This window comes from Candidatus Sphingomonas phytovorans, assembly GCA_029202385.1.
GTDB lineage: Bacteria > Pseudomonadota > Alphaproteobacteria > Sphingomonadales > Sphingomonadaceae > Sphingomonas > Sphingomonas phytovorans.
The window spans coordinates 2233799-2256746 of record CP119314.1 but is presented as its reverse complement, the minus strand read 5'-3'; the positions used below and the strand labels follow the sequence as shown (position 1 = coordinate 2256746).

Here is a 22948-nt window from a genome sequence, read left to right as displayed (position 1 = left end):
TTTCCTATCTGACCATTCGAGTCACGATGATCCGCCGCCGGTCGATCGCCGCAGTGGCCAGGTCGCGCAGGGCATCTGGAACAAAGGCGAGGCCGACCAGGATCGTGGGCGCGATCATCAATCCCCAATAGAAGGTGTCGGGGCGCCCGAACAGGCTCAGCAGCACGGCATAGGTGGCGAAGGTCGCCAGCGCCCTGAGCGCGAGTTCGTCATTCCACCCGGCCCAGCCGAACAGCGCCAGGGCGACCAGCAGGGCCGCCAGCCACATGGGGGCGAGGTTCAGCGCGGTCGACAGCGACATCGTCTTCACGAAGAAGCCGAAGCCAAGCATGCCCGCCCAGCCAGGCGAAGCGGGGTCGATCGAGCGGACGACGAGGCTGACGGCATGAGCGTGGAAAAGGACGACCACCGCCAGGGCCAGGATCGCGAGACCCCAGCCGATCGCCTCGCGACGGCGACCCTCGACAAGGGCGAGGACGGCCATGATTCCGACAAAGAGCGCGGCTGTCTCGCGGACCAGCATGGCAATCAGGCCGAATGCCACCGCCTCGACCCAGCGCTCGCGGCGGCGCAGGGCGAGCGACAGGGCGATCAGCAATCCAGCCCATACCTCATGGAAACTCGCCAGCGCTGGCTGGACAAACGCCATCATCCCTCCGGCAAGCAGCACCATCGCGATCGCCAGTGGCGGGGCGCGCGCAAAGGCCGGGCGCAGCCGGATGAACCATGCGAGCATCACGGCGGCGGCCAGCACATAAAGCAGCAGGATCGTGGCGCCCGGCGGCATCGCCGCCTGGACGGTCGCCAGCGTCGGCAGCCGGAAGGTCACGAACGGCCTCAGCGGATAATTGCCGGTGCGCAATGCCTGCGCCGTCACCGCATAATAGTCGCCGCCGCCGCGCACACCGGCGACGATGGTTTCGTACAGCACGACATCAGCTTCGTCGTCGGCACGCTGCGCAGGATCGTGGCTGACGGGGGGCGGCCCGGGGCTCACCAGCGCCGACAGGCTCGCGACGAGAAGAATGGCGAAGAGCGCAAGCACGATCCGCGCGGTGGGGCGTTTCAGCGCCGCGAAACGAGTCGGGGCAGTGAGCCAGAGCGGTGGTTGCGGGCGCGCCAAGGTCTATGCCTGAGCCGCGGCGTATTGGGAGGGCCAGGGCCGATTCGATCCGGACGCCGCAGCCGATTTTCCGCTGTTATCCGTTGTTGGCGACGGTGTTTTTTTTCTTCCGCTGTTATGTTGGATTCTGGTCTCGTTTTTTCGAAGCCAGATCAATGCCTTGCCGGGCGTTACCGCTGTTATGCGGAACAGCGGAAAAACAGCGGAAAAACCGGCATTATTTTCACGATATCGAGGGGAGCAGAGGCGGGGCATCGTCCAACATCCACGGCGAAGGGAAAGGGAAACTCGGAACCGGCGGGGCATCCCGCTGGCGCCACGCTGCGACAATATCGCCCGTCGTTGAATCACGGGCATCGGCAGCGTGGCGGACAGGCTCACCCTAGCGCACCAGCAGCGTTGCCGCGACGGCCGCAAGGGCGCTTGCCACCGCGACCGCGACATAGCGCCAGCCGCCGCCGATGCGGACGACCTCGATCTCCTTGAGTGGCGGCGCGGGAGGAGCACCGCCCGGGGACGGATAGCTCAGTTCGATGTTGCGGATCAGGTCGGGCAGGCGCGCGAGCGTCCGCAGATCGGTGATGATGCGGTCGGCCACCGCCGCTTCGGGGCCGAGTTCGGTCCTGATCCATTCGCGCACGAAGGGAGCCGCCGAATCCCACAGGTTGATATCGGGATCGAGGCTTGTCGCCACGCCCTCGACCATCACCATCGTCTTCTGGAGCAGCAGCAGGTGCGGCTGAGTCTGCATGTCGAAATCGCGGGTGATGTTGAACAGCCCGTCGAGCATCATGCCGATCGACATGTCCTTGACCGCCAGCCCGCGCATCGGCTCGCCCACCGCGCGCAGCGCGGTCGCGAACTCGGCGACATTGTGGTGCGGCGGGACATAGCCGGCCTCGAAATGGATTTCGGCGACGCGTTTGTAGTTGCCGGTGATCAGGCCGTAGAGAATTTCCGCCAGCCACACCCGGGCACGGCGATCGATCCGGCCCATGATGCCGAAATCGATCGCGGCGATCCGGCCGTCGGGCAGTGCGAACAGATTGCCCTGATGCATGTCGGCGTGGAAGAACCCTTCCGCGATCGCCTGGCGCAGGAAGGCATGGACCAGCGTGTCGGCCAGTCGGGGCAGATCATATCCCGCCTCGACCAGTGCCGCGCGGTTCGAAATCTTGATGCCGTCGACCCAGGCGATGGTCAGCGCCTTGGTGGTCGTTCGCTGCCAGTCGATTGCCGGCACGACGAAATCGGGCTGCGCTTCCATCGCCTCGGCAAGCTCGGACGCGGATGCGGCCTCACGGCGCAGGTCGAGCTCGCGCGCGGTCCAGCGCTTGAAGGTTTCGATCACCAGGCGCGGGCGCAGGCGCGACAGCTCGCCGCCCAATCCCTCGATCTGCGCTGCGGCCCATTGATAGGTATCGATCGCCCGGGCGAACTCCTCCTCGACGCCGGGGCGAAGCACCTTGACCGCGACGTGCCGGCCGTCGGTGGTGATGGCGCTGTGCACCTGCGCGATCGACGCGGCGCCGATCGGCACAGGGTCGATCGAGGAGAACAGCTCCTCGGGAGGCCGTCCGAACGCGCGGGTCATCGCGGCGTGGATTGTTTCGTAGGGCAGGGGGGGCAGCGAATCCTGCAGGCGCAGCAAATCCTTTGCCGCTGCTTCGCCGACGATGTCGGGGCGGGTCGCCAGCGTCTGGCCGAGCTTGATCGCGGCGGGGCCGATCGCCTGCAATGCGTCGGCATAGGCCGGCGTCTCGGGCACGCGCGCGCCGATGCGGGCGACGCGGACGAGGCGGCGGATCCGGGTGGGCGTGTTCGGATCGCGCTCGATCCCGCGCAGCGCGCCGTGGCGCGCGAGGATTCGACCCCATTTCAGGAGCCGCCAGAGATGCACGGCGGGGGCGGTCATTTCCTGCTTTCCCGGCGAGGGCCGGAGGCCGGTTGGGATGGCCGGGGTAACGACGCGCGGCACTCAGGCAAGGTTCGCTGCAGTACCGGGCCCCGGCCTTTGCCGGGGAAGAGGGAGGGCATCAAATCTTCCAGCCGCTATGGATCGCGACCAGGCCGCCGAGCATCGGCTCGACATTGGTCCGGACGAACCCGGCCTCGCCGATCATCCGCTCGAAGGTCGGCATGTCGGGAAAGCGGCGGATCGATTCGATGAGGTAGCGATAGCTCTCGCCATCCTGCGCGAGCAACTGGCCGACCCTGGGGACGATCTTGTGCGAATAGCTGTCGTAGATGTCGGCGAAGCCCGGCCAGAGCGTGGTCGAGAATTCCAGGCAGAAGAAGCGCCCGCCGCGCCTGAGCACGCGGTGCGCCTCGCGCAGGGCTTTGGGGATGTCGGTCACGTTCCGGATGCCGAAGGCAATGGTATAGGCATCGAAGAAACGGTCGGGAAAGGCGAGCGTCTCGGCATTGGCCTCAGTCCAGACCAGTCCGTCGATGCCGCGCTTCTGGGCGCGTTCCATGCCGACTTCGAGCATCTGGGGGTTGATGTCGGCGACCGTCACCGACGCCCCCGATTTCGCCAGCCGGAAGGCGATGTCGCCGGTGCCGCCCGCCATGTCGAGGACCTGTTCGCCGTCGCGCGGCTTCACCCGGCGGACGAAACGATCCTTCCACAGCCGATGCATGCCGCCGGACATCGCGTCGTTCATGATGTCGTAGCGCGACGCCACGCTCGAGAAGACGCCGCCGACCCGGCGCGTCTTCTCCTCGGGGGCCACGTCTTCATAGCCGAAGGATACGGTGTCGTTCATGGCGTGGCTCTAGCTAACGCTTGTGGGCGGGGCAAACGCAACCTAGCGCTATGTCTGTCATGCCAGAGCTTCCCGAAGTCGAAACCACCGTCAACGGCCTTCGCCCGGTGCTGCAGGACCAGCGGATCACGCTCGTCCAGGCGCGCCGGCCGGACCTGCGCCGGCCTTTCCCCGCCGATCTCGGCCAGCGACTCACCGGCGCCGTGGTGACGGGGCTTGGGCGGCGCGCCAAATACGGGCTGATCGACACCGATCGCGGCGACACGGTGATCTTCCATCTCGGCATGTCGGGCCGCTGGCGAGTCGATCCGAGCGAGGTGCTGCCGCACGATCATCTGATCGTGGAAACCGCGGCGCATCGTCTCGCGCTCAACGATCCGAGGCGTTTCGGCTCGCTTGACCTCGTCCCGACCGAGTCGCTCGCAAGCTATCCGCCCTTTCTGGCCATGGGGCCGGAGCCGCTCGGGCCGGATTTCACTCCGCGCCATCTGCTCAAGGCGCTCGACGGCCGGATCGCGTCGATCAAGCTGATGCTGCTCGACCAGCGAATCGTCGCCGGGCTGGGCAATATCTATGTGTGCGAGGCGCTGCATCTCGCGCGCATCGCGCCGATGCGCGCGGCAGGCCAGATATCGCTTGCCCGCCTCGAGCGATTGGTCGGCGCTATCCATACGGTCCTGGAAGCCGCGATCGAGGCGGGCGGTTCGTCGCTGCGCGACTATGCGCGCCCCGACGGCGAGCTCGGCTATTTTTCCAAGCAATGGCGCGTCTATGGCCGCGAGGGCGAGCCGTGCGAGTGTGGCGGCAAGGTCGAGCGCTATACCGAAGGCGGGCGTTCCACCTTCTGGTGCCCGAAATGCCAGCGCTGACGGAGAAGCTGGGGTCTCGACAACCACATCCTTCGGACATGTAAGCTTCCTCGGTCTTTCGCGGGGGGAGAAAGTGCATGCCCCGAGGGGATGGTCGCCAAACGAGCTCAGGGTAACGAGGGAGTTGGCTCATTCGGGTGAATCCGGAATCGTCACACAGGCGTCATTCCGCTGGTTGACCGACTCACTCTTGATGGGTAAGAGGCGCGCTTTCCGGGGCTGCGGGCTTTGCCGTCCGCGCCCTTTCTTTATTTCAGATCAGAGGGCTTCATGGCGAACACGCCACAGGCGAAAAAGCGAATTCGGCGCAACGCACGTCGTGCGGAAGTCAATGGCAACCGCGTTGGTCGTATCCGGACCTTCGTGAAGAAGGCCGAGGCCGCGCTGGCGTCGGGCGACAAGGATGCCGCGAGCGCCGCGGTTGCAGCGATGCAGCCGGAGCTGGCCAAGGGCGTTGCGAAGGGTGTGCTCCACAAGAACACCGCCTCGCGCAAGTTCTCGCGCCTGACCAAGCGTCTCACCGCGCTCGCCTGATCCGTTCGGATCGGTCGGAACAACAGCCCGTCGGGAATATCCCGGCGGGTTTTTTGTCGTGTGCGGTTGGCCGTGCACGATCCGTTAGACTTTTTATCACCGTTTCGGGTGGGTCCCGTACCCGAATCGTGAAAAGTCAGGATTCACCACGATTCGCAGCCGCAACAACACTGCCGTGCTGAGCTAATGATGGTTTTTCAGTAGCTTGTAAGATTTTCGACGGGAATCCTTGAGGTATTCCGAGTCAATCCCGTTTATTTCGGATTTGTTACGCGCAGAGCTATTGCCCGACTCGGTTCGATCTTCATAATCGACCTTTGCCGCGCAGACGTTCCGTCTCGCGACCTTATTAGAGACCTTCGAAGTCAGGCGGACATGATTCCGGCTGGGGGGAGGTTTGTCTGTAGCGAATCAAGCCGCCCGGGACCTCGTGTCCCGGCTCCGGGAAAAGGGATTGGGTGTTGGCGGGGACTGTTACCGGAGAGGCGGCTCGGTTGAGCGATGCAGCAAAGGCCTGGAGCACGGTGCGCGGGCACCTGCGCGAGTCGGCCGGCGTGCGTCTGTTCGACCAGTGGCTGAAGCCGATCGAGTTGATCGACGGTACGGATTCCGAGACGATTCGTCTGGCGTTGCCGTCGGCCTTCATGACGAACTGGGTCCGCAACCATTATGCCGACCGGCTGTTCCAGGAATTTCGCGCGATCCTGCCCGAGGTGCGCAGCGTCTCGATCGAGACGCGGTCCGCCAGCAAGGCCGCGCCCGCGGTATTGACCGTGGAGGCGCCTGCGGTCGCGGCGGCTCCCGCCGTTCCGACTCCCGGGGCAGCGGTTCCGGTGCGCCCGGCGCTCGACCCGCGCTTCACCTTCGACCGGTTCGTGGTCGACCAGTCCAATCGGGTCGCCTTCAACGCGGCCAGCGCGCTTGCCGAGGCTGGCAAGCCGCGGTTCAGCCCGTTGTTCCTCCACAGCGGCACGGGGCAGGGCAAGACCCATCTGATGCACGCGATCGGCGCTGCCTATCTCGAGGCATGCCCTGGCGCGAACGTGATCCTGATGTCGGCCGAGCGCTTCATGTTCGATTTCGTGCATGCGCTCCGCGCCCGGGACACCCACAGCTTCAAGGCGCGATTGCGCGCCGCCGATCTGCTGATGATCGACGATCTCCAGTTCATCGCCGGCAAGGACGCCACGCAGGAAGAATTCTTCCACACCGTCAACGAGGTGATGGCGACCGGCAAGCGGCTGGTGATCAGCGCCGATCGCTGCCCGCAGGGGCTCGACGGGGTCGAGGCAAGGATCACGTCGCGGCTCTCGGTCGGGCTGGTCGCGGATATCAAGGCACCCGATCTGGCGCTCCGCCGCGCGGTGCTTGAGCGGAAGCTCGTCGATATGCCCGATGCCAGGGTACCGGCCGAGGTGCTCGACCTGCTGGCGACTCGCATCACCGCAAACATCCGCGACCTGGAAGGCTCGCTCAACCGGCTGGTCGCCTATGCGCAGCTCACCGGCGAGTCGATCGACATGGATTTCGCGGTGGCGACGCTGGGCGACGTGCTGCGCGGCGCCGAGCGCCGGGTGACGATCGACGAGATTCAGCGCGCGGTTTCGGCGCATTTCGAGCTGAAGCCGATCGACCTCGTTTCGGCCCGGCGCGCCGTGGTGGTGGCCCGTCCGCGCCAGATCGCGATGTATCTCGCCAAGCGCCTGACCACGCGCTCGCTGCCGGAGATCGGCCGCAAGTTCGGCGGTCGCGACCATTCGACGGTGATCCATGCGGTGCGCCGTATCGAGGAACTGCGCGACAAGGATCGCGAGATCGACGGCGCGGTGCGAACCTTGCTGCGCGAGCTTGAAGGCTGATTTGTTCCTTCCTTCCCGCTCCGGGGAGGGGGGAGTGAACTTACGTGTCTGGGCATTCGCTGTGTTGGCCGTGCTGGCATTGATTGGCGGTTGCACGTGTCCCACTCATAATCAGTCGACACTCAGGACGATCCGGACCGAATCTCAACTCCTGAAGGCAACGCATCCGATCGATGCGTCCAAGGGCTGGGCTGAAGTACCGAAAAGCCAGTGGCCGCCTGTTATCGCAAGCCTCCAGCCCCATTCTGTGACCGTCTACGGTTGGGGCGTCGATATCCTGATCAAACCCTATTTCGATGGCGGCTGGGGGTATGGGATCGCCCGAAGCAAGCAGGATCTCCCGATGGCCTCGACATGCTATTCGGAGCTAGGGCAGGGTGTCTTCTGGCATGGTCCCTGTTGATCCGGCCCGCCAACTGGATAGGAGTCCTGAAGGGGCCGACCCCGCCGGTGACAAAAGAAAAAGGCGGGCTGGGTGCCCGCCTTTTTCTTTTGTCACCGGCGTTGCAGAGTCTTTTGAGCGCGCAGACGCGCGCGCCCACCCCGACCCCTCCCCTAAAGGGGAGGGGCTTGATGCTACTTCTTCTCGGGTGCGATCGTGATCTTCACCGTTTCGCCCGAATTGCCGGGGAAGCCGGTGAACATCGCCTCGACCAGGCGCGGGACCAGATAGGGCAGGTCGTCGTTGCGCGACTGGGCCTTGGCGGTGCCTTCGAACACGCTCTTGCCGTTGTCGGCGCGGTCGATGCGCAGGTCCAGCTCGCTGGTGTAGACAGTGAAGCTCGACACGTCGTTGTCGAACAGGAAGGGATCGTAGAAGCCGAACGCGAAGCGGCTGCGACCATAATAGCCATAGGGGCCGCCAAAGCCCCGATAGGGGCCGAAGCCGCCATAACCGAAGCCACCATAGCCGCCGAAGCCCGGAGTGGTCACGACCTTCTCACGGCCCTTGTCGACCCCGTAGCCGATCTTCACCACCAGATCGGCGCGCGCCGGATCATTGGCGGGCTGATAGCCGTGATTCCCGAGCTTGGCCGAGACGAGTTGCGCATATTGGCCAAACTCGATCCCGCCATCGAGACGCGGGTCCATCGCCCTGACCACGAAGGTCTGGCCTTGCGCCTGCGGCAGTTGCTGAAAGCGGGAGACCTTGGCGTTGAACGGCGTGGCGCAGCCACCCAGCGCGAGCAGGGCGACGGCGGCGATGGGGAACATCTTCATGGGCTTGCGACCTTGGTGACGAGGGGATTCGGATGAGTATCGAAGAAAAGCGAGGCAAGTTCAGTCGGTTGCAATTGTCCTGCAGGCGTTATGAATAGCGCTTGAACGAGGTGATGCAAATCCCCCGAAAAAATCCGTCTCCAGCCAAGATGGGAGCGGAAATCAGACGTGCAAGCCCACGGCTCGCTGCGCCGCCGCGAGTGTCGGCGCGGCGAGCGCGCTCGCCCTGGCTGCGCCCCTCGCCAGCACAGCGCTGACCGCTGCGCGATCGTCGAGCAGCGCGGTCAGCCGGTCGCGGATCGGCCCGAGACCGGCCACCGCCAGATCGGCCAGGGCGGGCTTGAATGTGCCGAAACCCTTGCCGCCGAATTCGGCCATCACCGCGTCGGTCGATGTTCCGGCGAGGGCCGAATAGATGGTGACGAGGTTCCTGGCCTCGGGGCGATCGGCCAGTTCGGCGAAGGTCGCGGGCAGCGGCTCCGGATCGGTCTTCGCCTTTTTCAGCTTCTGCACGATCAGATCGTCGCTATCGACCAGGTTGATACGCGATGCGTCCGACGGATCCGACTTGGACATCTTCGCGCTGCCGTCGCGCAGCGACATGATGCGCGGTGCCGCCTTCGAAATGAACGGCTCGGGCAGGGTGAAGAGCTCGACCCCGAAATCATTGTTGAACTTGGTCGCGATGTCGCGCGCGAGTTCGAGATGCTGCTTCTGGTCCTCGCCGACCGGCACGTGAGTCGCCTGATAGAGCAGTACGTCGGCTGCCTGGAGCACCGGGTAGGTGAACAGGTCGACGCTCTGGCTCTCGCCGCTCTTGCCGGCCTTGTCTTTCCACTGGGTCATGCGGTTGAGCCAGCCCATCCGCGCGGTGCCCCCCAATATCCAGGCAAGCTCGCTATGCGCCGGCACGCGCGCCTGGTTGAACAGGATCGCTCGGTCGGGATCGATGCCGCAGGCAAGCAGGGTCGCCGCCATCTCGATCGAGTTCGCGGTCAGCTCGGCCGCGACGACCGGCTGGGACAAGGCGTGGAGGTCGGCGAGGAAGAACAGGCAATCCTCGCCCGGGCCCATGGTGTCCTGCATCGCGACCCATTGTTTGATCGCGCCGAGATAGTTGCCGAGGTGGAGATTGCCGGTGGGCTGGATGCCGGAAACGACGCGCATTGATGGTCTCGTGTTCAGCGGGCGCGCTTGCGCCTCAGGAATGCCAGATCGTCGCGGGTGAAGGCACCCAGGGCGAACGTGGCGACCGCATAGACGAAGCTGCCCGCGCCGACCAGCGCCAGCATCGCGCCCGTCCGGACCATCCAGCTACCATGGAGATAGGGCGTGAGCAGCCCCTGCATCAGCCACAGGATAACCCCCATCACCAGGGCGGCCGCGGCAAGCCGCCAGGCCCGGCGGCGCAGCCGGGCATCCGGTTCGAAATGCCCGCGGAGCCGCAGCGTGCGGTAGAGCAGGATGACGTTGACGGTCGAGGCGAGGGCGGTCGCCAGCGGCGGCCCCATATGCTGCAGCGGGACGATCAGCGCGAGGTTGAGCAGGAGGTTCACGCCCATGCTGATCGTTGCGTAGCGGACCGGCGTCTTCGTGTCGGCGCGGGCATAATAGCCCGGCGTGAGGACCTTCACGAGGATATAGCTCGGCAGGCCGATCGAGAAGGCCGAGAGCGCCTGCGCCGTATAATAGGTGTTCAGCGCGGTGAACTTGCCATGTTCGAACAGGGCGGCGACGATCGGGCCGCCGCACAGGACCAGCGCCATGGTGGCGGGCAGGGTCAGCAGCAGCGCGAGTTCCATGCCCCGGTTCTGCGATTCCATCGCCGCCTTTTCCTCGCCGGCGCCAAGCTGGCGGGAGATGAGCGGGAGGAGGACGGTGCCGAGCCCGATGCCGATCAGGCCGAGCGGCAACTGGTTCACCCGGTCAGCGGTGTAGATATAGGTGACCGATCCGGCGGGGAGCAGCGACGCGGCCAGCGCGGTCGAGACGACGAGATTGATCTGCACCGCGCCGGCGCCCGCGGCGGCGGGCCAGATCAGCGCCATCAGCTTCTTCACATCGGGGCTGAAGCGGGGGAGCTTGAGCCGCAGCCGCACGCCGCTCGTCCAGCAGGCGTGGATCAGCCAGAGCAGTTGCAACAGGCCCGCCACGCTGACGGCGATCGCCTGGTTGCGCGCGGTCAGGTACGGATCGTGATCGTGGAAGAACAGCAGGGCGGCGATCAGCGTCACGTTCAGCAGGATCGGCGCCGCAGCATTGACCCAGAATTTGTGCAGCGAATTGAGGATGCCGCCGAGCAGCGACACCAGGCTGATGAACAGCAGATAGGGGAAGGTGAAGCGCGACAGCCCGACCGCGAAGGCAAATTGGTCGTTGGTGACCCCGTTGAACTTGCCGGACAGCGCCAGCGTCACCGGCCAGGCGAAGATCTCGACGAGGATCGTCATCACGATCAGGACTGGCAGCAGCACCGACAGCGCGTCCTCCGCAAAGGCCACGCCCGCGGGGAGCCCGGGGCCGTCCTTGTCGGTGATCTTGCGGTTGAACATCGGGATGAACGCCGCCGAGAACGCCCCTTCGGCGAACAGCGCGCGGAACAGGTTGGGCAGGCGGAAGGCGACGAGGAAGGCGTCCGACGCGAAGCTGGCGCCGACGAAGCGGACGAACAGCGAATCGCGCACGAGCCCCAGCACGCGGCTGGCCAGGGTGAGGCCACCCACCGATCCCAGCGCGCGCGTGAGGTTCATTGTCTTGGGTCCCGAAGGCCCGAGGATCAGGCCGTGCCGATTTCCCCGGTCGTGGCCTGCTGGGCCTCGGTCTGCTGCATGTAGATCGCGGCGAAGTCGATCGGCTCGAGCAGCAGGGGCTGGAAGCCGCCGTCACGGACCGCATCGGCGAGCACGCGGCGCGCGAACGGGAAGAGCAGGCGCGGGGCCTCGGCGAGGAGGAAGGGCTGGACATGCTCGGCGGGGATGTTGCGCAGGCCGAACAGCCCGGCATAGGTCAGCTCGACGATGAAGGCGACCTGGCCTTCGGTCTCGGCGCGTACCTCGACGCGGAGCACCACCTCGTGGACCTCCTCGCCGACCTGGGCGGTGCCGATGTTGAACTGGACGTCGATCTGCGGCGCGACCTGGACCTGGAAGATGCCCGGCGCGTTGGGATTCTCGAACGACAGGTCCTTCACATATTGCGAGATCAGCCCTGCCGCAGGCGTGGTGTCGGCGCCATTGGGAAGGGGCTCGGTGCCCGTGATGATGCCATCGTCCTGCTCGCTCATCGAAAGTCCATTCCTTGAAGATCGAAATATCGGCCGCCCCCTGTGGCGTACCTGCGACCGCGCGCCTAGCAGGGGGCGACGGGCAGTTCAACGGCTGCCGGCGGTGTGATGTCTTGAGCCATTTGAAACGTTGGCGCGTTACGCCTATGTAGGTGGTTAGCCGATAGTGGAGGCAAGGTGCTCTTTGTAGTTCTTCTCGCGATGGTCGCCGGATTTCTGGCGTTGCGTCTGTACATGGTGCTCGGCAAGCGGACGGGGCATGAGCAGGTCCTGCCCAAGCCCGCTGAGGAGCGGGCGCCGGTCACGTCGCTGCCACGACCGATCGAGGTGTCGCAGGAGCCGCGCGAGATCGCGAATCGCAATATCGATCCGCGTGCCGAGGCTGGCCTCCGTTCGATCGTCTCGGCCGAATCGACCTTCGATGTCGGCCAGTTCATCGAAGGCGCGCAATCAGCCTATCGCATGATCCTCGAGGCTTATTGGAAGGGCGATGAGGAATCGCTCGCCTGGCTGGTGAACGATGACGTGCGCGGCGCCTTTGCCGAGGCGATCGCCGAGCGCGCAGTGGCCGGCCATGTGCTCGACAATCGCCTCGTCTCGATCGAGCGCGCGATGATTTCCGACGCCTCGGTCGATGGCAAGCTGGCGCGCATCACCGTGCGCTTCGACGCCGATATCGCCGCGGTGACGCGCGATGCCGATGGCAATCTCGTCGCCGGATCGATGAGCGACGCGGTCGAGACACATGACGTCTGGACCTTCGCGCGCACGCTGAAGAGCAGCGATCCGAACTGGAAGCTCGCCGACACCGACGAAGCGTGACGGCCGTGCACCGCGGGGGGATTGTCGCGCTCGCCCTGATGCTGAGCGCCTGTGGTGGCGGGGTCGTGCCGCGGCCGGGTGTTCCCTCCTCTCCGGGTGTTCCTTCCTCCCATGCCGGACCGCCGGTTCGACGGCCGGTGGCCGCGACGCCGATCGCACCCGCTCCGGCGGTTGCCGTGCCCGGCTCGGCGACTGCCGCCAAGGCTGGGCTCGTCGCGGGTCCGCCGCTTTATTCGCTGCCGATCAACGAAGCCCAGGCGGGAAGGGCGCTCGCCGCGTTCCGCATCTCCTGCGCGACGTTGCAGCGCCGCACCGATGCCTCGGGCCTGACGCGCGGGACTGACTGGCAGCCTGCCTGCGCTGCCGCCAGCACGGCAGGATCGGGCGATGCGCGCGCCTTCTTCGCCCAATGGTTCGAAACCGTTCAGGTCGGCGACGGCAAGGCCTTCGCAACCGGCTATTACGAGCCCGAGATCGTCGGCTCGCGTGATCGGCGTCGCGGCTATGACGTGCCCATCTATGGCCGCCCGTCCGACCTGGTCGATGTCGATCTCGGCCAGTTCAGCGCCGACCTGAAAGGCAAGAAGATTCGCGGGCGCGTGGATGGCAGCAATTTCGTGCCCTATTTCGACCGCACCGCGATCGAACAGGGCATGCTGGCGCAGCGCGCGCCGATCATTGCTTGGGCGGCCGATCCGGTCGAGCTGTTCTTCCTCCAGATCCAGGGCTCGGGGCGGCTCCGCCTGCCCGACGGATCAGTGATGCGGATCGGCTATGACAGCCAGAACGGCCGCGATTATACCGGGATCGGCGCGTTGATGCGCGAGCGCGGGCTGCTCGCCCCGGGACAGACCTCGATGCAGGGCATCGTCGCCTGGCTCCATGCCCATCCCGAGGAAGGCCGCGCGATCATGCGCGAGAACAAGAGCTATGTGTTCTTTCGCGAGCAGCAGGGCGCTCCGCTCGGTGCGCTCGGCCTGCCGGTCTCGGGTGGCGTGAGCGCGGCGGCCGATCCGAAGTTCGTGCCGCTCGGTGCCCCTGTCTTCCTGTCGATGGACCGTACCGATGCGACAGGGCTGTGGATCGCGCAGGATACTGGCGGTGCGATCCGGGGCAGCAATCGGTTCGACACCTTCTGGGGCGCGGGCGATGATGCCCGCGCGATTGCCGGGGGCATGTCGGCGCGGGGCACCGCCTTCCTGCTTTTGCCGGTCGGCACGCTGGCGCGGCTGACGGGGGGCGGGGGCGCCCAGCTTCCCTAGTGGCCGACCGCCCGCTGACCCCGGATGAAGCCGCGCTGTGGGCGCGGGTGATGGCGAGCGTGCGGCCGATCCGGCCGCGCGTGGCGGTCAAGGTGCCGCCTGTGGCGGCTCCCGCTCCCGCGCCGGCAAAGGCCCCATCAGCAAAGGCACAGCGCGTGGCGGCGACCAGGCCGCCGGTGCAGAAGCCGCCAGCGCCGTCGAAACAGGATCGCGCGCCCGGCAATACGCTTGACGGAAGCTGGGATCGCCAGCTGTCGCGCGGGCTGGTGTCGCCTGATTGCGCGATCGACCTGCACGGCCATACGCTGAATTCGGCCTATGCGCTGCTCGACAGCGCGCTCGACCAGGCGATCCGGAGCGGCGACCGCCTGGTCCTGCTCGTGACTGGCAAACCGCCGCGGGCCGAGAGCGAGCGGCCGCACGCGCGTGGTGCGATCCGGGCCGCGGTGGGCGACTGGCTGGCCGGATCTCGTCATGCGACGTCGATCGCCGCAGTGCGCGGCGCGCACCCGCGTCATGGCGGGGCAGGGGCGCTTTACATCATCCTGCGCAGACCGCGCCCATCGAAATCTTAACCTCTGGCGGCGATGATCGCCGTTCGACCGGACGATTCTTGTCCGCCACCCCCGGGGGAGTCTCTAGGATCGCGATGGAAGGAGTGTCGCTCAAGAGTCGTGCAATCGTGTTCGCGATGTGCGCGGGGGCGGTCGCTTTCATCCTGGCGCTGGTGGCGACGTCCAACGGCCAGATCGGCATCGACAATATCTCGCGCGCGCTCATCCCGGCGGTGGTGTGCGCGGTGATGTGCTGGGCCTCCGCCGAACGCTCGATCGCCTCGACCGCGGCTGCCATCGACGCAGCGATCGCGCGTCTCACCCGTGCCGCGCACGGCGATCTCGACGGGGAGATTCCCGCCGAGATCGAGGAGAATGTGCCGGAACTGGCGCGTGCGATGAACGGGTTGTTCCAGCAACTCGGCGCGAACCTGGAGAGCGTCCACCGGCTGGCCATGTTCGATCCAGTCACCTCGCTGCCCAACCGGACCAATTTCCGCCGCACCTGCGAGCGGGCGCTGACAGACATGGCGCCGGGGATGAGCGCGGCGTTGTTCTTCATCGATCTCGATCGCTTCAAGGGCGTCAACGATACGATGGGCCATGCGATGGGGGACATGCTGCTCGGCATGGTCGCCAATCGGATCCGCGCCGTGGCCGATCGGGTGACGGTCGAGACGGGTGTGCCGCAACCGCTGATCGGTCGCCTCGCTGGCGATGAGTTCACCATGTTCTTCTCCGGCGTCGCCGATCCGGCCGAGGCGGCGAGGATCGGGCGCGGTGTGCTGTTCGCGCTCAGCGAGCCGTTCGACCTGGTCGGCAACGACGTCGAGATCGGCGCGTCGATCGGGATCGCACTCCGCCCGCAACATGGCGAGAACCTGACCGACCTGATGCGCGCGGCCGATGCCGCCATGTATCATGCGAAGGCGAACGGACGCGGCCGGGCCGAGCATTTCACCGATGAGCTTGCCGGCCAGATCGCCGATCGCGCCCAGCTTGAGCGTGACCTGCGCGAGGCGATCGAGCAGGACCAGTTCACCCTTGTCTTCCAGCCACAGGTAGCGGTGTTGAGCGGCGAGATCGTCGCGGCCGAGGCGCTGATCCGCTGGCGGCATCCGCGCGACGGCGTCAGGCTGCCGGGCAGCTTCATCCAGCGTGCCGAAGAGACTGGCATGATCGTCGAGATCGGCGAATGGGTGATCGACACCGTGGCGGAGACGATTGCCCGCTGGGGCCGGATCGGCATCGAGCAGCGACTCGCGATCAATATCAGCCCGCGCCAGCTTGATCATGCCGGCTTCTTCCGCAGGCTGCGCGAAGCGATGCGCGAGGCCAATGCGCCGGCACGCCTGCTTGAGCTCGAGATCACCGAGACGCTGGCGATGCATTGCAGCGAGGAGGTGATCGAGGCGATCGCGCTGCTGCGCGCCGACGGGGCCACGATCGCGATCGACGATTTCGGGACCGGCTATTCGAACCTCGCGCGACTGCGCGACCTGCCGGTCGATCGGGTCAAGCTGGACCGCAGCCTGATCGAGCATATCGCCGACAATGCGGAGGCGCGCACGATCGCGCACGCCGTGGTCGGCCTGATCCATGGTGTCGGTTGCGAAGCCGTGGCGGAGGGGATCGAGACCCAGGCGCAGGCGGACGTGATGCGCGTGATCGGCTGCGACGTAATCCAGGGCTATGCGATCGCCGCGCCGATGGACGAAGAGGCGTTCATCGCCTGGTCGCGGGGAGACGATCGGCAGAAGGCGAGCGGCTAAGACTGCTGCTTCGTGCACGCTCCTCGCGCGATTTGAGGAGGCCACAGGCTGGCCATTCCCCAGATATCGAACGAGCGAGCGGTTCTCGCCGCCTACAGGCTGGCGACCACACCCGGACGTTCATTGTCCCAGATCATGCTGATGACTCGCCAGCCATTTTCATCCTTGTAGAGCTGGATTGAGTTTATACCGCGCCGATCCAGCTCGTCCGCGTCAGGCGCGCGTCGTGCCTCGTAGATGCTCCACACATGGGCGATGTTGCCGAAGATGTTGATCTTCCGCGCGGTTTCGATCTCGTAGAAATCGTTCTCGGCGAAGAAGGGTGCCGTATCGGCGGCATATCCGTCGCGGGTCATGATCCTGATCGCCGGCTTGCCGTCGGTGTCGATCCAGGTGCGCATCTGCCGACTGTCCTCGTGGAACGTTGTCGCTTGTCGCGACCAGTCGCGCGGACCCGCCGGTCCGGAAACGGTGCCATAAAGCTCTTCGAGCACCTTGCCGATTTCGATCTCGTCAGCCGTCATCTACCTACTCCTCCAATTTACCGACTGGGTCTTTCCGTAGATCCGGCACAAAGAAAAGGGGCCGCTTCCGAATGGAAGCGGCCCCAAGTACGACCCGATCAGAAGTTGATCCTGATCGTCCCGTGATAGCTCTGGTTGGTCACGTCCTTGCGGCCGACCGTGGTGTTCGCGCCCACCGACAGTTCGATCCTCTTGCTGGCCGAAAAGGTTACGCCGCCGCTGACCTCGGCCCAGTCATTGTCGGCCCCCGCCACCGCGAAGAGCGCGTTTGGCCCGACGCCGCCGACAAAGTTCGCGCCGATAAAGCCCGGCTGCTTGGCGAAATCATGGACCCAATAGGCCGAGACGTATGGCTTGACCGTCGCGCTGTTGCCGTGGGCGTTGAAGCCGGCGCGAGCCTGGAGGCTGTCCAGATTGCCTGGCTTGTAGGCCATGGCAGGGCCGCCGCCCGTCTCGTCGATCGTGTCGAACATGATCCGGGTGCCGCGCAGCGAGACGCGTGGATCGAGGGCGATCGAACTGCCGAGCGCGACGGTGGTGCCGGCGCCGATTTCACCCGAGACCAGGAGCGATCGATCCTTGCCGACCAGCCGATAGCTGGTTCCGGCCAGATTGACGTTGCGCACGGTGCGGGAGTTGAACGCGCCGGCGCTGAACGTGGCGTCGATGAAGGCGCCGCTCGCCGTCTTGATCTTGCCGTACAGCGTGCCCTGGTACAGCGTGCTGCTCGCTTGGTGGCTGGCCAGCGACGGCGCGCCGTCAAGGTCGGTATAGGCAAGGGAGAAGCCCAGCAGACCGCGGGAACCGACTTCGGTTTCGAGACCCGTCGCCACGAAGAAGCCGTGGAACTGGTCACGGCCTGTCACCGGGACCGCCGTTGGCATCGAGCTGCTGTTGCCGTCGATATAGCCACCGGCCACGAACGCGCTCATCGTTTCGGGCAGTCTGCCTTCCTGTGCGACCATGCCTTCCCCGGCGTCGCTGCGAACCTCAGGCGTACCGGGCATGCCGGACGAGGCAAGCGCAGCGATCTGGAACGGTTTCCCGATCATGGCGACGGTGCCACCGAGGCTGCCGGGATCGAGCGACGCGAGACGGTCGCGGTAGAAGCGGCCCATATTGTCGACCGAGGCAGTGCCCAGCGCCCGACGAGTCGTCTCGGCGCGCGGGGCAAGGCCCTCGAGGGTCGAGCGGATCGTCGCGGCATTCTGCATGTCCAGGATGCCGTAGAGATCGGTGAGCCGGTTATAGACGATACGATCCTGGTCGAGCAGCCTTGCATAGGCCTGCTGCACCGGCGTGTTGCCCACCACATTGGCGTAGAGACCGGCATCGATGGTGACCGACACCGAGGTTGCCTGATAGGTGAGGCGCGGTGTCAGGATCGCGCTGAGCGGTGCCGGATCGATGAATTTGGTGGTGCCGTCGATCGGTGCCGTGGTCGTCAGGACCGTATAGGTATCGCCGGCGCGGATGGTGTAGCCGGTAGCCGGCGCGAACCCGATGAACCCGCCGAGGCTGGCGGTGCCCGTGCTGGAACCGTTCGGGACCACCACGATCTTGTCCGACACGCCGTTCGGGCCGAGATCGACCAGATAATGGTTGCCGGACGCGAGGATCAGGTTGCCGCCGATGGTGATGGTGCCGGTGGTGCCGATCGTCCCCGGCGCGATCGTGCCCGACACGCTGGTGAAGAACGGCGTGTTGAAACGGCCCGAGCCGGTGATACCGCCACTGAGCAGCAGGTAATCGCCGATCGTGGTGATCGTGCCGTTGTTGGTGACCAAGCCGTCGAAATGATTGATGTTGATCAGGCTGGTCAGCGAGCCGCCGGATGCGACGGTCAGCTTGGCGGCGGGGCCGTTCATGGTGAAGCGATCCACCGTGACGGCGGAGCTTAGCGTGGTCGTACCGGCGGCGGACAATGTCACGTCGAAATAGCGGGCGTTGGTGTGGCTGGCCGCGTTCGGATCAATATTGTTCGGCACGAAATTGGTCGCGCCGGGCAGGCCATTGGCGAGGGTGGCGGCGGGGAGGGCGGCCGCAGCCTGCACGGCCCCGGTTGCCTGACTGCCATTCTGGGCTTCCTCTATCGAGGACTTCGTGGCCCGCGCGCCGTCATTGGTCGTATCGGCAACCCTGGTCGCATCCGCCGTCTGCGTGCCGGTCGGGGTTGACTCGCTACCTCCCTGCGGAACGCTATGGTCGTAGTAAACGCCGGTCTTCACGTCATAACATACGTCATACTGGAAGGCGGGTTCCTGATCGCAGATCTGGCCGAACTTGCCGGAGGTGCCGGCGATGCCGTCGCCGGGGGCTGTCGGCACCCCGTTCACCAGCTTACCGTTGACGAGGACATTGTAGGCGGGGTCGACCGTGGTGACCCAGTGAGTCGGATCGGTCCAGGCGCCATCACCGGCCACCGCGCTGACATAGCGATAGGGGTTGGCGGCGGCGATGTAGTCCCAGAACAGATAGAGCGGTTGATAGAAGGCGCTCGTGCCGTAGCTGCCCGAAGGCTGCTGGGCGAAGTAGCGCGTGCCGCCAGACAGCACCGCGATCACCAGTTGCTTGGCATAGGCCTGGTCGAGGATCAGCGGCCCGCCCGAATCGCCGGGACCGGTAATCCCTTCCTTCGGCAGGGCGTTGTCCTTGAAGATATTGAAATCGAACTGGTTGGAATGGCCGGCACTGTCGAAATCGATCTGATACAGATTCTGCGGGCGGCCGCGCGGCGTGATGCCGAACAGGCCGATATCGATGTCATCGAGCGAACCGAGCAGGCCCAGATAATTCTCGGCCACACGGCGGCGATAGTCGACGCCGACATTGCTGCCCGACGTCGCGGTACCGGTATTGCCATAGCCGTTGATCACGACGTGATAGCCGGTGCCGGTGGTATCGTTGATGGAGGCCGGCGCGGGAAGTGCAGAGAAAAGCAGCGCCCAGGTCGGCACGTTCGCAGCGGGCGTATCGAGCGACGCCACCGCGACGTCGCCCTGGATGAAATTGTTGGCGAGCCCGAGGTCGAGCGAGTGCGGGTTATACTGCACCTGGTTGACGTTATACATGTATTCGGAAATCGACGTCAGATACTTCGCGCCGCCGGCGGTGCCGTTGAGCCAGTGGCCGAAGGCCGAATTGCCCGCGACATTGTTGTTGGTCTGGAATCCGAAACCGATCGGCAACTGGCCGGTGCCGGTGCCGTATCCCCAGGGGTCCTGCGCTGCGCCGGCCGGGCTCTCGTTCACGCAGTGCGCCGCGAAGATGACGGTACGCGGATTGATCAGCGTGCCCGTGCACAGGCCGATAAAGCCGTTCTTCTGGTCGATGACCATCTGGCCGACGCCGGTGACGTTCACCGGGTCGCGATCGGTGACCGAGGTGCCCGGCGGGGCGATGACGATGTTAGGGTCGATGATGGACGCTGAAACCCTGTTGTCCTGCGCTTCCAGGATCATGTCGGTAGGGTGTTCCTGCGCCCGTGCGCTGTTGCCGATGACGATCGACATTGTCGCGGCGGTGGCGAGCAAGAATGCGCGCTTTCGCGCGCGCGAGACGCAAGAATCCATCCTGTAAACCCCCATTTGTATAAGAAATATAAGCGTTTTATCTAGATGAACCGAGGCTATCTCTGCATGTGCGGAGGTCAAGTACCGATAGGGCCGTTTTGGGATTGTATCGGTTTCAGCAGTATTATCGCTTGCTACTGTTGCTGACAGGCAACAATGTGGGCAATCGCGATCCGGCGTAGATCAGCTGTTCATGGTTACCATCCCCGTGCCTGTAAGCCGATGTTCTCCGGTCATGTCCGACCTTTCCACAAGGCCGTGGAAAGCGCGCCTGGGTATCCTTGTTCTATGGACATCGTAGCCGTTACGTTTGCGGAACAATAAATCCAGAAGTCGAGCCTTCGATGGAATGGTGGGCGCTGCTGACGATCTTGCCGTGGGCAGCGCGAACTATTCCGAAGCAGGTTCGGCTTTGCATGGCCTCAAGCGGCGCGCGTTGATCGCAAGTAGTTTTCTGACCAACAATTCAGCCGATGAGGTTCATATCGAGCTTGCGGGCGCTGCCCCGTCGAAGAACATGACATGGCGGAAATCCGCGTGTCCCATTGGTCGGGGAAAGAGGATTCGAACCTCCGGCCCCTGCCTCCCGAAGGCAGTGCTCTACCAGGCTGAGCTATTCCCCGACCAGGGATCGAGCCGCGCTGTCTCGCGCGGCAAGGCGACGGCCCTTAGCCGAGCGTTTCGCGGGCATCAACCCCACATTCGTCGCGCGGCAAAAGAAGCCGGCCTCAGCCACGTGCGCCGAGCATCTCCTCGATGCTGGTGAACTTCTCCCGCGGGGCGCCGTTGCGAGCACGGGCGATCTCGGCTGCCTCGATCTTCTGCCAGTCGCGGAAGGTGACGACATCGACGTTCCGGCTCGCGAGCAGCGAATCGAGGCCGGGCCGCCCGGCCTTACCGCTGTCGCCAGCCTGGTCGGCGGCGATATGCTCGGCGATCAGGAAGCCGTCGGGCCGGTTGGTGCCGATCGTCCCGGTCGGCCCGCGTCGCGCCCAGCCGACTGCATAGAGCCCGGGCGAGATGCGCCCGTCCTGATTGGCGAAACGGCCGAGCTTCTGGTCATAGGGCACGCCATCGATCGGCGGCGTGCGATAGCCGATGCAACTGATGACGAGGCTGGCAGGCACCGAATAGGTCTCGCCCGTGGCGGATGCGCGGCCTTCGGCGTCGATCGCGGTGCGTTCGACGATCATCCGTTCGGCCTTGCCGTCGCCCTCGACCCGGACCGGCATCGCATAGAAATCGAAATCAACATCGATCTGCTTCCGGTCAGTCCGAGTCGCGAAGTCGCGCAGGTGGGCGACCGACTTGCGCTGGCCCGGATCCAGCGCCGCATCCTCCTCGACCGGGGGCAGATCGGCCGGGTCGACATGCGGCACGGCGCGGTCGAGATGGCCAAGCTCGCCCAGTTCCTTCGGCGTCATCGCGATCTGATGCGGCCCGCGTCGTGCCAGGATGGTGATCCGGTCGTGGGTGGCGGTGCCGAGATGGTCGAGCGCATGGCCGACAATGTCCGATCCGGCGAACTCGCTCTCCGCCTTGGCGAGAATCCGCGCGACGTCGAGCGCGACATTGCCGGCACCCACCACCACGGCGCCGGGCCCGTGGAGCGGCGGGTTGAGGCCGGCGAAGTCGGGATGGCCGTTATACCAGCCGACGAACGCCGCCGATCCGACCACGCCGGGCAGATCGTCTCCCGGCACGCCAAGCGGCTTGTCGGCCGGGGCGCCGGTCGCCAGCACCACCGCATCGTACAGCGAACCCAGTTCTGCGATCGTCACGTCGCGACCGACGCTGACATTGCCGACAAAGCGGACATTGTCGGTCAGCGCCACCGCTTCATAGCGGCGCGAGACGCCCTTGATCGACTGATGGTCGGGCGCGACGCCGGTGCGGATCAGGCCATAGGGGACGGGGAGGCGATCGATGATGTCGACGCGGACCTCCTCGCCGAAGGTCTTCTGGCATGCCTCGGCGGTGTAATAGCCCGCCGGTCCGGAACCGATGATCGCGATATGACGCAAGACCCGCTCTCCTGTCTTTCGCCCGATGCTAGCGGACGTGCGCGGCGGGGCAAGCCGCCACGCGATGTCCCGGCCAGGACGATCGGGAAAAACCGGCCGGGCGTTCAGGCGGTTCCCGTCATCCCAATGCGGGACGAGCGGGCGCAGTTGAATCGAAGCAGGGCAGGCGGCTTACCCGCGGCGCTTGGCGCGCCAGGCCTTGACCGCGTCCATGGTGCCGGTGACGTGGCCGGCGGGGCTCATCTCCGAATGGACGAAGATGATCTTGCCGTCGGGCGCGATGACATAGGAGGTGCGGTTGGTCATCGTCTTGCCCTTGGCGATGTGCACGTCATAGCCGGCGACGGTCGCCGGCTGGGCGACGCCGACCGGGAAGGCGTCGCGGCATTCGACCTTGGAGAAATCCGCGAGCTTGTCGATCGGATCGGCGGAGAGGCCGATCAGGGTCGCGCCGTTCTTCTCGAACTCGGATGCTGCCAGCGCGAACTCGTGCGCCTCGATGGTGCAGCCCTTGGTGAAGGCGGCTGGGAAGAAATAGAGGACCACGGGGCCTTTGCGCAGGGCCGCTTTGAGCGCGAAGTTGAACTGCTTGCCGCCAAGCGCGGCGCGGGTGGTGAAGTCGGGAGCCTTCGCGCCGACCGGAAGCGCCGCAGTGGCGGGCGCCGTGGCGAGTATCGTAGCGGCAAGGGCGAAAGCGACGGATTTCATCGGGCGTCTCCAGAAGCGAATTGCCGCCATCGTAGCGGCAGCGCGCGATGCTG

The 22948-nt window shown here is 65.4% G+C and carries 18 protein-coding genes and 1 tRNA gene; 7 read left to right on the top strand and 12 right to left on the bottom strand.

The annotated features are described in order from the left end of the window. Window positions 1-4: 4 nt before the first annotated feature. The 3 genes from P0Y59_10380 to P0Y59_10370 form a co-directional block, all read right to left on the bottom strand. The gene (locus P0Y59_10380) at window positions 5-1123 is read right to left on the bottom strand and encodes a hypothetical protein (GenBank protein ID WEK02057.1); all 1119 of its coding nucleotides are present in this window, start codon (window positions 1121-1123) and stop codon (window positions 5-7) included. A 382-nt stretch (window positions 1124-1505) separates the two neighbouring features. Then, complete coding sequence (gene ubiB / locus P0Y59_10375) at window positions 1506-3038, bottom strand: 2-polyprenylphenol 6-hydroxylase (GenBank protein WEK02056.1); 1533 nt, start codon at window positions 3036-3038, stop codon at window positions 1506-1508. 121 nt (window positions 3039-3159) lie between these two features. After that, window positions 3160-3891: a class I SAM-dependent methyltransferase gene (locus tag P0Y59_10370; GenBank protein WEK02055.1), complete on the bottom strand. Its 732-nt coding sequence runs from the start codon at window positions 3889-3891 to the stop codon at window positions 3160-3162. Window positions 3892-3950: 59 nt separating this feature from the next. Here P0Y59_10370 and mutM point away from each other — a divergent pair, with 59 nt between their 5' ends. The 3 genes from mutM (at window position 3951) to dnaA (ending at window position 7153) form a co-directional block, all read left to right on the top strand. Continuing rightward, window positions 3951-4760, top strand: a complete 810-nt coding sequence (mutM, locus tag P0Y59_10365) for a bifunctional DNA-formamidopyrimidine glycosylase/DNA-(apurinic or apyrimidinic site) lyase (GenBank protein ID WEK02054.1) — start codon at window positions 3951-3953, stop codon at window positions 4758-4760. 270 nt (window positions 4761-5030) lie between these two features. Then, the gene (gene rpsT / locus P0Y59_10360) at window positions 5031-5294 is read left to right on the top strand and encodes a 30S ribosomal protein S20 (GenBank protein ID WEK02053.1); all 264 of its coding nucleotides are present in this window, start codon (window positions 5031-5033) and stop codon (window positions 5292-5294) included. A 494-nt stretch (window positions 5295-5788) separates the two neighbouring features. Beyond that, on the top strand, window positions 5789-7153 hold the full coding sequence (gene dnaA / locus P0Y59_10355) for a chromosomal replication initiator protein DnaA (GenBank protein ID WEK02052.1): 1365 nt from the start codon (window positions 5789-5791) through the stop codon (window positions 7151-7153). 576 nt (window positions 7154-7729) lie between these two features. Here the strand turns inward: dnaA and P0Y59_10350 are convergent. From P0Y59_10350 to secB, 4 genes are all read right to left on the bottom strand, one after another. After that, a complete protein-coding gene (locus tag P0Y59_10350; GenBank protein WEK02051.1) occupies window positions 7730-8374 on the bottom strand; it encodes a DUF4136 domain-containing protein in 645 nt (214 codons plus the stop codon). Between the two features lie 162 nt (window positions 8375-8536). Then, the gene (gene trpS, locus P0Y59_10345; GenBank protein ID WEK02050.1) at window positions 8537-9541 is read right to left on the bottom strand and encodes a tryptophan--tRNA ligase; all 1005 of its coding nucleotides are present in this window, start codon (window positions 9539-9541) and stop codon (window positions 8537-8539) included. Between the two features lie 14 nt (window positions 9542-9555). Next, window positions 9556-11124: a murein biosynthesis integral membrane protein MurJ gene (gene murJ / locus P0Y59_10340; protein WEK02049.1), complete on the bottom strand. Its 1569-nt coding sequence runs from the start codon at window positions 11122-11124 to the stop codon at window positions 9556-9558. Window positions 11125-11150: 26 nt separating this feature from the next. Then, complete coding sequence (secB, locus tag P0Y59_10335) at window positions 11151-11657, bottom strand: protein-export chaperone SecB (protein WEK02048.1); 507 nt, start codon at window positions 11655-11657, stop codon at window positions 11151-11153. A 177-nt stretch (window positions 11658-11834) separates the two neighbouring features. On the opposite strand from secB, the gene P0Y59_10330 reads away from it, so the two are divergent. The 4 genes from P0Y59_10330 to P0Y59_10315 all read left to right on the top strand — a co-directional run bounded on the left by P0Y59_10330 (window position 11835) and on the right by P0Y59_10315 (window position 16067). Next, complete coding sequence (locus tag P0Y59_10330) at window positions 11835-12479, top strand: Tim44/TimA family putative adaptor protein (GenBank protein WEK02047.1); 645 nt, start codon at window positions 11835-11837, stop codon at window positions 12477-12479. Between the two features lie 38 nt (window positions 12480-12517). Further along, a complete protein-coding gene (locus P0Y59_10325) occupies window positions 12518-13741 on the top strand; it encodes a murein transglycosylase A (protein WEK02546.1) in 1224 nt (407 codons plus the stop codon). Further along, window positions 13741-14316, top strand: coding sequence for a Smr/MutS family protein (locus P0Y59_10320; protein ID WEK02046.1), 576 nt, complete (start codon window positions 13741-13743; stop codon window positions 14314-14316). Before P0Y59_10325 ends, P0Y59_10320 begins: the two co-directional genes overlap by 1 nt. 74 nt (window positions 14317-14390) lie before the next feature. Further along, on the top strand, window positions 14391-16067 hold the full coding sequence (locus P0Y59_10315) for an EAL domain-containing protein (GenBank protein WEK02045.1): 1677 nt from the start codon (window positions 14391-14393) through the stop codon (window positions 16065-16067). Window positions 16068-16159: 92 nt separating this feature from the next. Here P0Y59_10315 and P0Y59_10310 read toward each other — a convergent pair whose 3' ends face one another. The 5 genes from P0Y59_10310 to P0Y59_10290 form a co-directional block, all read right to left on the bottom strand. Next, window positions 16160-16591: a hypothetical protein gene (locus tag P0Y59_10310; GenBank protein ID WEK02044.1), complete on the bottom strand. Its 432-nt coding sequence runs from the start codon at window positions 16589-16591 to the stop codon at window positions 16160-16162. A gap of 98 nt (window positions 16592-16689) precedes the next feature. After that, complete coding sequence (locus tag P0Y59_10305) at window positions 16690-20124, bottom strand: autotransporter domain-containing protein (protein WEK02043.1); 3435 nt, start codon at window positions 20122-20124, stop codon at window positions 16690-16692. A 585-nt stretch (window positions 20125-20709) separates the two neighbouring features. After that, window positions 20710-20786 (bottom strand) — tRNA-Pro (locus tag P0Y59_10300). 105 nt (window positions 20787-20891) lie between these two features. After that, window positions 20892-22187 (bottom strand): FAD-dependent oxidoreductase, encoded by a 1296-nt coding sequence (locus tag P0Y59_10295; GenBank protein ID WEK02042.1) that lies wholly within the window; start codon window positions 22185-22187, stop codon window positions 20892-20894. Between the two features lie 171 nt (window positions 22188-22358). Further along, window positions 22359-22895 (bottom strand): peroxiredoxin, encoded by a 537-nt coding sequence (locus tag P0Y59_10290; GenBank protein ID WEK02041.1) that lies wholly within the window; start codon window positions 22893-22895, stop codon window positions 22359-22361. Between the last annotated feature and the right edge of the window lie 53 nt (window positions 22896-22948).